Genomic DNA, 13,961 nt, shown 5'->3' with positions numbered 1-13,961 from the left:
TTCATTTACTTAACAAATATGAATCAAATATATTACATTCACTTTTGTTAAGTAAATAAATCCAAAGTGGCACAACATTCACTGGGCGAATTTGAAGAGCTGGTACTGCTGATGGTAGCAGCACTGCACGATGAGGCATACGGCGTATCGATCCTTTCCGGATTAGAAAAAGAACTGGGAAAATCCCTGAACATCAGTGCGGTGCATGTTGCGTTGAAGCGAATGGAGGAAAAGGATTACGTCAAATCAAGATTTGGCGGCATTACCGTAGCGCGTGGCGGCAGACGGAAGAAGTATTATGTCATTACAGCATTGGGTAAGCGGGTTTTGGATGAGCAGTTTGCCCTGAGAAGCAATATCTACAACAGGATTCCCAAAATCACTTTTGGCTGATGCAACCTCCCAAAAAAGCGCTCGCCTTTCTCCGCTGGTTTTGCCGGGAGGATTACCTTGAGGAGATCGAAGGGGATCTCATAGAGGTGTTTAGCAAGGAAGTGAAAGACACTCCCCGCAAGGCCAGATGGAAATTTTCCTGGAGTGTGCTCATATACTTCCGGCCAGGATTCATCAAATCTATTTCAATTCCAAATCAGCATACTACCATGAGCATGTACAGAAGCTATTTCAAGATCGGTTGGAGAAATCTGTTGAAGAGCAAAACCTTCTCCCTAAGCAATATAAATGAACAACTGGCTGAATGGGTTTGAATACAAAATCACTATTCAATGGTGGGTGTTTATTGCCGCTGCGGCCGGCGCAGTTCTCATTGCTTTATTGACGATCAGTGTGCAGGCGATAAAAACCGCTGTTGCAAACCCGGTAAACAGCTTACGGTCAGAATAAGCCTCCACTATCAAAAACAGGTTGTAGTTGGAAAATTAAAAGACTTCTCCATCGGGTCAGTCTCCGCCCTGACCTTCATGATCTGTGAGTTCGGTTTCCTTGCTATTTCTAAAATGAAGGTATAAGTCCAAACTTATGATTCTTGGTATCAAGTACTAACCTATAGTTCAAAAAGAGCTTGTTTCCTGTCATACCCCCTATTCCCATTTTAGACATTTGTTCGATCTGAGAATCACTAATTCCCTCGATATACGTGGAAGAAGTGACGGGAATCGAAACACCCGCAATTTCTATGATACTATTTGATGCCAGGCTATTGGCAGTCAAAAACCTATCCCATGATTTTACTGTGAATTGGATAGGACTTGCATCAGGTGCGGCAAGCCGCTCACTTGTTTCCTTGTCAGTCAGCAATTCAAACATGCTGGAGCCGGTATCAAAATAAAGAAGGGTCTCTTTGCCATTCACTTTTGCCGGCAATAACACACGCCGATGTGAATATATAAAATCGGATAAGGACATATCCTCTCCGATCTTTTCCGGGATCGCCTGCGAAATGGTGAGCTTTTTATCCGGGTAATCAATAATTGCTATCCTGTCATCAATCAGATCAGCCCCGATAGTCCCGATTATTTCCACACCATCTTCATTTTGCCAATCGATTGCCGAATCATCGAACTTCTTCACTTCAATCTCCTTAGCTAAAATAGGCACTTGCTCTGCTTTAAAGGAAAAGTTTGCAAGCTTTCCGTCCATCACTTCCTGAGGAAATGAGCCAGGGAATTCCGATTCAATGGCCTCCAATTTATTTCCATACAGCAAAGAATATGGAGCGCCCAAGTCAAACTGCATATAAAATCTACGTGGGCAGTCCTTTAAATTCACGGGAATAAGCATAGCGGCATTCGCTTCCCATTTTGAGCCGATGGTATCTCCTTGCCAGAAAAACGGCAACACAAACGTTTTTGACGGCAAAACCAGTTGATTGGCTGGTATAGATTGGGCTACGAGTACCTTGCCGGAAAAGATGGAAAAGAATACTATCGCCAGTACTGTTTTTTTTAACTCCCTCATTTTTTGTCTGTGTTTTGTCCTGTGCAAAACTAGGCTTGAAAACGGGGCAACAAGACGTAATCCACCCGACAATCACCTGACATTGCTTACTTTCCGATTGTTTTATGCAGCCAGGGCAGGTTCATCATCCCTCGTATTTACGCGGATGAGACTGTGGAGAATAATGAAGAAATTCAAAATGTACATTCCAAAAAAGGGCCATAAGTAATGCAGCAGGTATGATTCTTCAAAATATACAGCGACAATAAAATTATAACCTGAGGTAAGCAGCAATACAAGGGAAAGTGCCACCGTCCAATAAATCTGCCGTCTGATAACAGTCCGTCCAACAGTAATTGTTCTGGGATTGCTACTCCCTGATTTTTTCAAAAAATAAGCGGGGATCAAAAAATGAACAAAGGGGACTACCAGATAACTAAAGCATGCTAAGCAAATGACTTGGAGCGTATGCTTTTCGTCATCCGGGTCAAAATTAGTCTGAAGTGCAACTGAATCATCTGAAAAACCACTACTATGTACTTCACCAATGGTGACCAAGTCTTCAAAATTTATTTCCAGAGCCTCTGCCAAAGTCCTGAGGGTAAATGCTCTTGGAATGCTTTCCCCACTTTCTATGCGCTGTATGGTCCGAACCGTAACCTTTGCCGCTTCTGCCAATTGCTCTTGGCTAAGTCCTTTCTTCTTCCTGGTTAAAGCTATTTTTTCTGATATTTCCATTTCAACTAACATGTTGTCGCAGACATGAGGGAGCAGTGGCAGCGTTTGGGGTATTTATCCACATCACGGTATGCCGAAAGGCTGCATGACTTAACCATTGCTCTAAATGATGAATATAGCTATTCCCGCCCGCTTTTCAGCATCACCTCCGCCTTTTCGTAATCGATGATAAAGCAATAGTTTTTCATCGTTTCAGAACCAATTATGCCAGAAATAGTCATCCCGGTCTTATTACTGATAGAAGTAACTATACTACTGATATCCATTGAAATAAAACTACCGGAAATATGCTTTTCTCCGATCATCAGGTCAAGGTCATAGACATAATCAAAAGTGCGTTCCACGCCATTCACGCTGGCAAGCATTTGTCTGGAGTCGCTGTTTCTTGTATAAATTGAAAAGTCATATTTCTTCATTGCTTTACTATGCAGGAGGTCTATGTCTGAGCCTGTGTCCAGCAGGAGATAAGCTGGCTTGCCGTTTATGGTAACTTTCACTATGGGTTTGGGATGAAGGTTGTGAATTTTAACTGCCGAATAGCTTACCTGCGCCCAGGATAGTACTGGTAAAAAGGCAGTCAGGGCAATGACCAGAACTATTGATTTTATGTGATAGCAATGCATAAGGACTCGGAATAATGTGATCGCTCAACGGGCTATGAATCAAATCAATAATCCGTATCAGGGCACATTAATCCTTTCCACAACGATGCCAGTCAAAACAGCCTTTAAAAGCCTTAGAACATCATTTTGAATCAGTTCGAAATCAAAAAGCGCACAATTATGCCCACAGGCGTGCAATTCAACTATTAGGAGACACTATCAAAAACGAACTGCATTGTATTTCATTACAAGCTGTATCTTGCCTCTCGACTCTCAGGGGACAGATGTGGACTTTGGAAGAAAACCACAAAAAGATGACAAGGAGCATTCTTTTTTTGAACAAGTCTTTCAGCTACCCAAAGGACTCTTTTTATAGATTGCGTTTGTTCCGGGGTTTGTCCATAAATGTTGCGGAAGCCGGGCAATAGCAGTATCAAGATATATCCTGCGATTTTTGCATTGATGAAATGTCTGTTTGTTTTCATGATCTTATGCAGTGGTTATCCTCGAAAACCGGAACTGAACCTTACAACAATGTCCTTACTGTGGGAACTGGGAAGGCACCTGAAACTCCCCTTCTGTAATGGTTATCCACACGGTCTGGTTGTGATTGTGCAACATGCCCGAAAAAGTGCCTTTGATACGGGTATCACTGATTTCGGTAAACCGGATGGTTGCATCCGTGGCGGTCAGGCTTATTGGCTCATAATAGCTCTGCTCCCTAGCAAAATAAAGCGTGCCGCTGCTGTCGTAATAGCCAAATTGAAAGAAATGTGGAACGTTTTGGCTGGAGGCAGATCCGGTAGTGCTATAGGTAACGTTGACGCTGAAGGGTTCCCGGTGCCAAGTCACAATTTGAAGGGCATTTTTCAAGACTTCATTAACATTGGCCGTGGAGAAAATCATCGATTGGTAGATATCACTTTCTTCAACATAGTAATTTACGGATGTAGTACCGGGATAAAAGGCCTGGGATACCAAGTCGGAATAGTCCACCGTACTACCGTCTACCTTGAAACGGAAATAATATTCTGGTTGGGGATTGGCATCGCTGTCTTTTGAACATCCAACTGACGATAAGCCGGCTATCAGTACGGCCGCAAAGACCAAAAAATCTCTGCCAAACTCAATGTTTTTAAAGCTCATGGTATCCGGTTTTTGAAAGAATACTGAACAAAAGTACCCAATCCACTTTCATCATATTCCCCATTCTAATTTCTTGAGAGACATGATTTATTTTCTGCTGGGAATCAATGATTTTTTGCTTTAAAAATATTACCTCAAGCATGAGAGGATTTAGCTTATCCAGATAAGGCTGTACATTTTTTATGAAGACACGGGCATGGGTGTAGGAGTTGAAAGTTCTCAAATACTTATAAAATCCCCCTGCCACTTTTACTGAAAACCCTTTTTCATGTGGAATTTCGAAGTCCAAGGGGGAGTCGGCCAACGTCTTCGTTCTACGGTGTTGCTACTTCACCTTTGGCAAATTACCAATTGCATATAAGGGCAAATTAAGCAGCCAATCCTCTTTTCTGAAATTAGACATAGATATTCTGATTGCTGTAGTTGGTTTATATTTTTGACAAAACAGTTTTAAGCTTTTAGCTTTCAGGTTTTCCTCCGCTTTTACTTCTATAGGAATAATCTGACCATTAAACTGTACCAAAAAATCTATTTCAGCAGTAGCCTTTTCCGCAGACCAATAATAGGTTGATATTTCTTTCAATAGGATCAATTGCTGTATTACAAATTGTTCAGTCAATGCCCCTTTAAATTTTTCAAACAAGTTATTTCCCTCCAGCAAAGTTCTCACATCCACATCCACCATCGCACACAAAAGGCCTACATCCACCACAAACAACTTGAAGGCACTTAAATCCTCATAGGCTTTAAGAGGAATCGCCGGTTTGGCAACCCTGTTGATTTTATGTACCAAGCCACAATCAATCAGCCAGGACATTGCCAATTCATAATCTTTTGCTCGGGCACCCTGTTTGATTATTCCATAAATGAATTTTTTGTTTTCTTTGGCCAATTGTGCCGGGATGGAATTCCAGAGCATTCTGATCCTAGGCACAATTTCATGAGGTGCATGCTTGGAAAAATCCTGTTCATAAGCATCTAAAATCCGCTTTTGTATTTGCCTCACTTCGTCAAAATCAGCATTTTCTGAAAACCTCAGAACAGCTTCAGGCATGCCTCCGATATAATAATACTGCTTTAGCAACTGAATAAATTTGGAACTGAAGGTTTTGATCAAAACCCAATCCTCACTTTCCAAAAGATCCAATAAATCATTTTCGCCCAAGGCAATCAAAAACTCCGAAAAACTCATTGGATAAAGATCCAAAGGTTCAATGCCCAAACTCAATGTTCAATGTTCAAGGGTCTCAACACCTGAGCATTGAAAATTGCTCATTGATACTTGATCATTGGTACTCTCCTCACTCACTCTTCAGACTCTTCACCGGATTCATCAGTGCTGCTTTCACAGATTGGAAACTGATCGTAAGCAAAGCCATGAACCAGACCAGAACCACTGGTAACACCAGTAACCACCAATGAATCTCCATCCGGTACGCAAAATTTTCCAGCCATTTTTTCATAAAATACCATACGGCCGGAAGTATGACTATACTGGCTATGCCTATGAGCCTGAGAAATTCCCGGGAAAGTAGGGACATGATGGTAAGCACTGAAGCTCCCAAAACCTTCCGTATCCCTATTTCCTTTGTGCGCTGCAAAGTCATGTATGAGGATAGCCCAAACAAACCCAGGCACGCTATCAGTATAGCCAAACCTGCGAACAAGCTGAAAACTTTTGCGAATTGCCTGTCAGATTTATACTGGCTATCAAAATAGGCATCAAGAAAAAAGTAATCAAAGGGACTGCCCGGAAAAACCTCGCTCCAATTAGCTTGGATTTGTTTTAATGCATTGGGATAATCGGTTGAAGTGATTTTCAAAGAATAATATTCCCCAGCCCAAGGAGCATTCAGATATTCTTTCAATGCAAAGACCATGGGTTCCACTTCATTATGCAGAGATTGCTGATTAAAATCCTTAACCACCCCCAAGATTTCCTTCGTGTGCTGATCGTTTTCGGCTTCATCCCAAATGATTTTTTGTTGGACCGCTTCCTCCGGACTGCTGAAACCTAGCTGGCGGATGGCTGTTTCATTAAAAATCACAGCACCCCGATCAGAGAGGATTTCTGTGGAAAAATTGCGTCCCGCAAGAAATGTACTGCCATATAATTCGAAGAAATCCTCATCTACCGCTACGATATTCACTCCTTTTCTGAACTCAGGGGTTGCAGGTGGATAAAAAGGCCTTCCCCAGCTAAGTTGTTGTCCAGGAATATTGGAGGACACACTCACCCTCTGAACTTCTGGCAGCATTTGTACTTCATTTTTAAAAAAGGCAAGCTGGCTCTGATAAGTTGAATCTTTAATACCGGGTCCCTTCAGGATAAGCGTTTGCTCCAAATCCAGACCCATGTCCTGATGCCGCATAAAGTGCAATTGCTCCCGTACACCGAAAGTTCCTGCTATAAGCGCAATAGACGCCGCAAACTGGAACACCACTAATGCTTTTCTGAGCTGAACCCCCTTGGAGTTTTTTAAATCCCCCTTTATCAACCGCACAGGCTGGAAGGACAGTGCTATCGCAGGATACAATCCCGAAATAAATGTCCCGAAAACAAATAAGACGATGATGCCCAATCCCATTTTTAAATCGAATCCTGTTGCAAAGTGCCCCAGGGTCAGGGCGTGGAAGGGAGTCATCAGGAGGTTTGAAACTATCACTGCCAGCAGTGCCGCCACCAAGTTGATCAAATATGATTCTGCCAAAAACTGTTGCATCAATTGTGCTCTGCTTGACCCCACTACTTTTCGTATCCCGATTTCCCTTACCCGCTCCATAGCTTTGGCAGTGGTCAGGTTTATATAATTGATCCAAGCAATCACGAGGATAAAAAATGCAATAAGGGTTAAAAATGACACCGTACGTCGGCTGCCATTTACTTCTGCCTCTGCTTCCAGATTTGAGTCCAGGTGAATTCCCTGGATGGGCTGCAGATCAAACTCCTCGAAATAGCCTTCTTTACGCCATTCGGCTATTGTCTCCCCTCTGTATTTTTCAAGCACCCCATGGATTTTTTGTTTTACTGCCTCTGGGTCACTTTCCGGTAGAATCTCTATGTAATTATAGAAATTCCCCCAATCCCAGTTCTCATTGAGGTTCCAGGGCAGGGAATTGAAGGAGATAATAAAATCAGTTTGCAGGTGGGAATTCTTAGGAACATCCTCAAAAACCCCACTGATAAGCAACTGCGTCTGCCCCATCTCCCCCATATGAAAATCAAGGGATTCTCCCACCGCATCCCCATCGGGAAAATATTTTTGGGACATTGATTCAGACAAGACTACACTTCCCTGCTGCGTAAGTGCCGACTTGGCATCGCCCCGCAACATCTGATAGGAAAACATGGAGAGGAATGAAGCATCTGCATAATAGATCTTTTCTTCATGAAAACTCCGATCTCCTACCTGAAAAACGGGATCTGACATCAATGGAGCTGTATGTACGATGCGGGCTGCCTGAATCACTTCCGAAATATCCCTATGAAAGGCTGGTGCCAGCGCAGGAGCGGTCTGGGCCCGTTTTCCCACTATTTCCCCATGCATATAGGCATTACTCGATAAACGGTAAATCGTGGGCTTTCGGAAGTCATCGTAACTTAGCTCAAAATCCACATACCTAAAAATAAGCAGACAGGCAGCCATTCCGATTGCCAGTCCCATAATATTGATCAGCGAAAACACTTTATTTCGCCAGAGATTCCTAGATGCGATTTTGAGATAGTGGTAAAACATTATATAGGGATTGAATGGTTATGAAGTTGGAAAGTGGCATGGTTTTGAGGTTGGAAGTTTTGTCTCCATATTTCTTTAATCTTGGTTATTGATTCTTTCATCTTGATATGACCTGATGCTCAAATCTTGCTGCTTCAATAAACAGATTGCCGCACTCCTCCGGCATTCGCAATGAGGCTCAAAACTGAACTCTGTCTCTCCCTTCTTGGCTCTTGGTTCTTGGTTCTATCGTCTTGATACTTATGTCTTGCGTCTTGATACTTATAAAATCCCCCTAGCCCCCCTTGATGAAAATCCTTATACGAACCAAATCCCGACATAATGGGGAGTTGCCTAGATCTTGATTCTTAGATCTTGGTTCTTGGCTCTTGGTTCTTGGCTCTTGGTTCTTGGTTCTTGGTTCTATCATCTAGATACTTATGTCTTGATACCAAATACTCTCATCACTCACTTTTCATGTTTTTCCTTCCAATCACTGGCAATGGGTTCACTATTGAATATAAACTTTTAGTATCATTCATTTTTCAGGGTTTCTGTAGGATTAACACGAATTGTCTTGAAAGTAAAATAGCTTAGAGCAATCCATGCAATAAAGACCAGAATCAATCCCGAAAAGAGGAAAACTGCAGGATGAATACCCACTTGATAGGTAAAATTACCCAGCCACCATTCCATTATAAACCACGCTAACGGAGTGGCAACAACAGCGGCAATTAATATCAACCGAGTAAAGTCTCCAATTAATAACACAGTAAGCTGAGCGATAGAAGCACCAAGAACTTTCCTGACACTTACTTCTTTCGTACGCTGATTAAACGTGATCATGGCCATTCCAAACAACCCGAAGCAGGCTATGGCGATAGCAATGCCTGTAAATGATCCGAAAATAAGACCGGTGCGGCTTTCTGCTTTATATTGTTGATTAAGTTGGTCATCCAAAAACGCATATTCAAAATCGAAAGAATCATCAAATTCCGAATAGACTTGTTTGATGTTGGCGATTTTATCTTCAAAGTTATCATTATCAACACTGATTATCAGATGATTATATGAAGGATACAGTACAAAAAACAGCGGTTGGACAGGACTGTGCAGTGATTGAAAATGAAAGTCCTTCATTACACCAATTACTTTCCCTTTTATTTCATTTCCAAAAGCCATCCACCAGATCTCGCTTCCCACGGCTTCTGAAAGATTGAGCTGCCGTACAGCCATTTCATTAAGTACAAATGAAGCCTCCGTATCGGCCCTATTTTCGGGCAGAAAAAAACGGCCATCCACCAACTCTATGTTTAGGGTTTTCATAAAATCGTAATCTACGAACGCATTCGAACTATTCAGACGATTCTCAGGATCATCCGCCGCAAAAATAGTATGTTGGTTATACTGTCCTCCTGGTAAGTTTGAACTCGCAGAAACAGAATTAACCCCTTCTATTTTCAGTAATTCGGACTTCAATGCTTCCATTCGCCCTGAGACAGACTTTTCTTTCAATGGTATAACAAGCACTTCCTCTGTATTAAACCCCAAATTTTTATTCCGAATATAGTCGAGTTGATTAAAAATGACTATCGCTCCTGAGATCAGTACCATCGAAATGGCAAACTGAAATACGATCAACCCTTTTTGCAAGCTTTTCACGTTGGTCGATTGTTGATATTTCCCTTTTAGAATATCGTAGGGTTTCGCAGATGAAAGATAGAGTGATGGAAATATAGCCGCACCTATGCCAATGATTATAATAAGACCTCCTAAAACCGGAAAAGCTTCCATATAGTCCAATGTAGCTGATTGTCCCGTCACTGAATTGTAAAGAGGGAGACTTAATTCAATGATAAGAACGGCAAAAACTACCGAGATAAGGGTTAAAATTAACGATTCACTCATGAACTGAAGGGAAAGTTGACTACGTAATACACCAAGGGTTTTTCTCACTCCTATTTCTTTTGCCCGCTCGGCAGACTTTGCGGTCATGAGATTCATAAAGTTGATGCAAGAAACCAACAGTGTAAGCAATGCCGCAGCTACCATGATATATACATATTCGATATTGCCATTCGCTTCAAGTTCCCAGCGAAGATTTGAGTGGAGATGAATATCGGAAACAGGCTGCAACTTAAAACCTAAATTACTGGTTATCAAGGATTGAAACACTTCCTCAGGCACATGATCCATATGATTTTTAGCCCAGTTCATCAACTTACCCTCCAATACTTTCGCATCTGAATTTTCCTTTAATCTGACATAATTAAAGTGGCCGAAATCATTCCATGTATAATAATCATTATCAGGATCGAAGGACTTTTCACGGACATAGGAAACCAACAGATCGAAGTGGAAATGGCTCTGATCAGGCACATCTTTGAAAACAGCCATAACTTCCAGTAATACTGTATCAGCGTTTACGGCGAGAAATTTGCCGATTGGATCTTCCTCGCCAAAATATTTCTTAGCCGTGGATTCGGATATCAATAGTCCATTGATACTTTTCAGCGCATTTTCTGCGTCGCCCTGCACAATTGGAATGCGAAACACATCAAAAAAAGTGGAATCGACAGCCAATACGTTGGTTTCGTCAAACCGTAAGCCCTTTTCAAGATTACGGACAGAAAAGATCCTCCGTGTCAATCCTGCACCCCAAAGCGGAGAGAGACTAACGGCGTTTTCCACTTCGGGAAAGTCATTTACCATGGCCTGGGCCATTGGATGAGGTGTGCGGGTTTGCGGGTTGGTATCTTCCCATGAGATACGGTACAGGTTCTCGTGCTCCTCATAATACCTATCATATCCAAGCTCATAGACCACATAAGAAGTCATAAGAAAAACACTGGCAATCCCCAGAGCCAATCCGGAAACATTGATAGCTGTATGAAGCTTGTTTTTGACAAGGCTACGAAATGCGATTTTCAGGTAGTTTTTCCACATATATAGACTAATTGGAATATTGAATTTACTTGCCCGCCATGACGGATTGAAAGGTTATGAAGTTGTAAAGTGTCAAGGTTTTGAGGTTGGAAACCCATTTCTCCTTATTTCTTAAATCTTGGCTCATGTTTCTTGTCTCTTGATTCTACTATCTTGATTCTTATATATTGCCTCTTGATACTTATTAAATCCCCCTGCCCCCTTTAATGAAAAACCTTTTTCAAGATGAATTTCGAAGTTCAAGGAGGAGTCGGCCAATGCTCCCTTCTACGGTCTTGACTCTTAGTTCTAGCTTCTTGATACTTATATCTTGCTACTTAATACTAATCTTCACTCACTCTTCAAGCTATTCACCGGATTCATCAGTGCGGCTTTGATCGAGTGGAAACTAACCGTAAGTAAGGCAATCAGCATAGTCAATGCTCCTGCTCCAATGAAAAACCACCATTTCAGGCCTATTTTAAAAGCAAAACTTGCCAGCCATTCCTGAGCTATAAAGAAGCTCAGCGGCAAGGCAATCAAAATTGCCACCATAACCATTTTGGTGAAATCCCCTGATAATATGCTGACGATTTTTAGTTCACTTGCCCCCAGTACTTTTCTGATCCCTATTTCCTTTGCCCTTCTTTCCACAGTGAATGTAGCCAGGCCAAACAGTCCCAAACAGGAGATCAATATGGCTATCGTTGCAAAATACTTTGACAAAGTAGCCACGCGCTTCTCCGCTACATAAAGTGCCTGATAATCCTCATCCAAAAAGCGATAGCCCAGCGAAAATCCGGGATTGAATTTGCTATGTAGCGCTTCGATATTTTTGATAGTTTCTATTTCATCACCCGCATTGATTTTAGCTGCCACCAAATTGGTTGCCCCGGGATTATAGTAGAAAAACAGGGGCTTGACCACTTCATGAAACGAGTCAAAATGGAAATCTTCAGTCACGCCAATGATCTCCTTATCCTCCCCCCATAAATTGATCACCTTCCCTATCGGGTCTTCAATTCCCATAAATTCAATTGCCGCTTCATTGAAAATGATTTTCTCTGACTCTGTTCCGAACTCATCGGAAAAAACCCTTCCTTCTTTCATCTGAATCCCCATCATCTCAATCATACCATAATTGACCGCCATACGCTCAAACTCCGTCTTGTCATTCGGGTCTTTGCCCGGCCACTGAATCCCGTAAGTACCTCCATTATGCCCTGTCATATCATGACCGGAACTGGTAGCAGCCACTACTCCGGGGACAGCCTTAAGCTCAGAAATAAAGGCTTCCATTTTATCGGTATCCCCCAGTTCCCCTATCTTATTGATCAGTAGCACATTATCTTTTTCATAACCCAGATTCTCAGTCTGTATATATTCTATTTGCAAGTACACCACCCAGACTGAGACAATTAGAATCACTGAAAGCGCAAACTGAAATACGACCAATCCCTTCCTGATCCACAACTCTCCTGCAACACTGCTGATTTTCCCCTTCAAAACCGTAGAAGGGCTAAAACCAGAAAGATGTAGTGCCGGGTAACTTCCCGCGATGAGACCGGTGACCAATACTATGGCAAGGATTGCTGTCATCAGCACAGGGCTGAAATCAAGGGAAAGTTGCTTCTCTGTAATACTGTTGAATTGGGGCAAAAGCAAAACAACCAATAACAATCCCAACAAAAGCGACAGAAACGCCATCATGGTGGATTCTCCCAGGTATTGAACTATCAATTCTCCCCGTCTTGCACCTACAGCCTTTTTTATTCCCACCTCTTTGATGCGTTTGGAAGCTTTGGCAGTGGAAAGGTTCATGAAGTTGATGCACGCAATCACCAAAATGAAAATGGCAATAATGGAAAACAGCTTCACATAGGATATTCTGCCGCCTGATTGTATTCCATTTTCGTATGTACCATGTAAGTACCTGTCTGAGTATTTGGCCACAAATTGAGATCTGTGCGTGACATTTCCCTCAGTCTTGGTTTTTACATAATCCTTGATCTTGGCATTAAATTCATCCACATTAGTTCCTTCCCTTAACAGCACAAAAGTGGTTGGGGCAGTATTTCCCCAACTTTGTACCCATTCGTTTTCAGTCCAGAAATCCTCAAAGGACATCACAAAATCAAACTTCATGGATGCGGTGGACGGTACGTCTTCAAATACTCCGGCAACAGCCAGATTCTTTTCATGGTCCCACTCTACCATTTTGCCCACTGCATTCTCTGAAGAACCAAAAAGTTTGACAGCTAAACTTTCTGAAATGACGATGGTGTTGGGGTCTGACTTAATTTCTTCCTTATTGCCCTGGGTGATTTTGTAGGGGAAAAGCTTAAAAAAATCAGCACTGGCATATAGCTTTCTGGCGGCTATATCCTGATCCTCTACTGACAGGATACTACTGTTGATATTGTTGGAAAATGTGGTCACTGCATATTCCACTTCAGGAAAGTCATCTTTCAATCCCTGTGCAGTAGGTCCAGCGGTGGTTTCCCGGGTGATCATTCCACCAGCCTGATCCACATTTTCCAACACTTGATAGAGTTGTGAATCTGTAGCATATCCTTTGTCAATCTGCAGTTCATCATTGACCCAAAGAAAGATCATCAGGACACTTGCAAGGCCGGTGGAAAGCCCGATGAGATTGATCAGAAAAGTACTTTTGTCTTTTCGGAGATTTCTATAGATAAGAATAAGTTGATGTTTTAGCATAATTTCTGGGGAAAATTTGCAGTGTGAAATGAAAACGTTTTAGTGTCGAATTTCCACTTTTATGCCAGTATTATACGGCTCAATTCTCTCAAAAACAGCTATTCGGCCATTATGCAGAGAGATCTGCGGACAGGTTTGTCCGTGTACGGTCGAACAAGTCCACGCGAAGGTGTGTAGCAAGTCATAGGTTGGAAGTGGTGGTTTGTCAGGTTATCGT

The 13,961-nt window shown here is 42.1% G+C and carries 12 protein-coding genes; 3 read left to right on the top strand and 9 right to left on the bottom strand.

The genetic code is table 11. The features are described 5' to 3' along the window. Positions 1-66: 66 nt before the first annotated feature. The 3 genes from LZF95_RS00430 to LZF95_RS00420 are packed head-to-tail and all read left to right on the top strand — an operon-like array spanning position 67 to position 843. On the top strand, positions 67-393 hold the full coding sequence (locus LZF95_RS00430; protein ID WP_233752942.1) for a helix-turn-helix transcriptional regulator: 327 nt from the start codon (positions 67-69) through the stop codon (positions 391-393). Further along, complete coding sequence (locus tag LZF95_RS00425; RefSeq protein ID WP_233752941.1) at positions 393-707, top strand: permease prefix domain 2-containing transporter; 315 nt, start codon at positions 393-395, stop codon at positions 705-707. The genes LZF95_RS00430 and LZF95_RS00425 overlap by 1 nt, the downstream gene beginning before the upstream one ends. Next, positions 682-843 (top strand): hypothetical protein, encoded by a 162-nt coding sequence (locus LZF95_RS00420; RefSeq protein ID WP_306422243.1) that lies wholly within the window; start codon positions 682-684, stop codon positions 841-843. Before LZF95_RS00425 ends, LZF95_RS00420 begins: the two co-directional genes overlap by 26 nt. A 108-nt stretch (positions 844-951) precedes the next feature. On the opposite strand, the gene LZF95_RS00415 is transcribed toward LZF95_RS00420, so the two are convergent. The 9 genes from LZF95_RS00415 to LZF95_RS00375 all read right to left on the bottom strand — a co-directional run bounded on the left by LZF95_RS00415 (position 952) and on the right by LZF95_RS00375 (position 13,744). Beyond that, on the bottom strand, positions 952-1,917 hold the full coding sequence (locus tag LZF95_RS00415; protein ID WP_233752940.1) for a hypothetical protein: 966 nt from the start codon (positions 1,915-1,917) through the stop codon (positions 952-954). Between the two features lie 102 nt (positions 1,918-2,019). Then, positions 2,020-2,634, bottom strand: coding sequence for a helix-turn-helix domain-containing protein (locus LZF95_RS00410; protein ID WP_233752939.1), 615 nt, complete (start codon positions 2,632-2,634; stop codon positions 2,020-2,022). 119 nt (positions 2,635-2,753) lie between these two features. Next, the gene (locus LZF95_RS00405; RefSeq protein WP_233752938.1) at positions 2,754-3,257 is read right to left on the bottom strand and encodes an aspartyl protease family protein; all 504 of its coding nucleotides are present in this window, start codon (positions 3,255-3,257) and stop codon (positions 2,754-2,756) included. A 519-nt stretch (positions 3,258-3,776) separates the two neighbouring features. Continuing rightward, positions 3,777-4,382, bottom strand: coding sequence for a hypothetical protein (locus LZF95_RS00400; protein ID WP_233752937.1), 606 nt, complete (start codon positions 4,380-4,382; stop codon positions 3,777-3,779). Then, a complete protein-coding gene (locus LZF95_RS00395; RefSeq protein ID WP_233752936.1) occupies positions 4,372-4,671 on the bottom strand; it encodes a hypothetical protein in 300 nt (99 codons plus the stop codon). Before LZF95_RS00395 ends, LZF95_RS00400 begins: the two co-directional genes overlap by 11 nt. 36 nt (positions 4,672-4,707) lie before the next feature. After that, positions 4,708-5,574 (bottom strand): ATP-binding protein, encoded by an 867-nt coding sequence (locus LZF95_RS00390; protein ID WP_233752935.1) that lies wholly within the window; start codon positions 5,572-5,574, stop codon positions 4,708-4,710. Positions 5,575-5,683: 109 nt separating this feature from the next. After that, entirely contained in the window at positions 5,684-8,119 is a 2,436-nt protein-coding gene (locus LZF95_RS00385) for an ABC transporter permease (RefSeq protein WP_233752934.1), read from the bottom strand. A 513-nt stretch (positions 8,120-8,632) separates the two neighbouring features. Then, positions 8,633-11,044, bottom strand: a complete 2,412-nt coding sequence (locus tag LZF95_RS00380; protein ID WP_233752933.1) for an ABC transporter permease — start codon at positions 11,042-11,044, stop codon at positions 8,633-8,635. A 330-nt stretch (positions 11,045-11,374) separates the two neighbouring features. Then, the gene (locus tag LZF95_RS00375) at positions 11,375-13,744 is read right to left on the bottom strand and encodes an ABC transporter permease (RefSeq protein WP_233752932.1); all 2,370 of its coding nucleotides are present in this window, start codon (positions 13,742-13,744) and stop codon (positions 11,375-11,377) included. Positions 13,745-13,961: the final 217 nt, after the last annotated feature.

Origin of the sequence: Algoriphagus sp. AGSA1 (assembly GCF_021390545.1) — a bacterium.
Classification (GTDB): domain Bacteria; phylum Bacteroidota; class Bacteroidia; order Cytophagales; family Cyclobacteriaceae; genus Algoriphagus.
The sequence above is the reverse complement of the archived record's forward strand: the minus strand, read 5'-3'. Positions and strand labels throughout refer to the sequence as shown.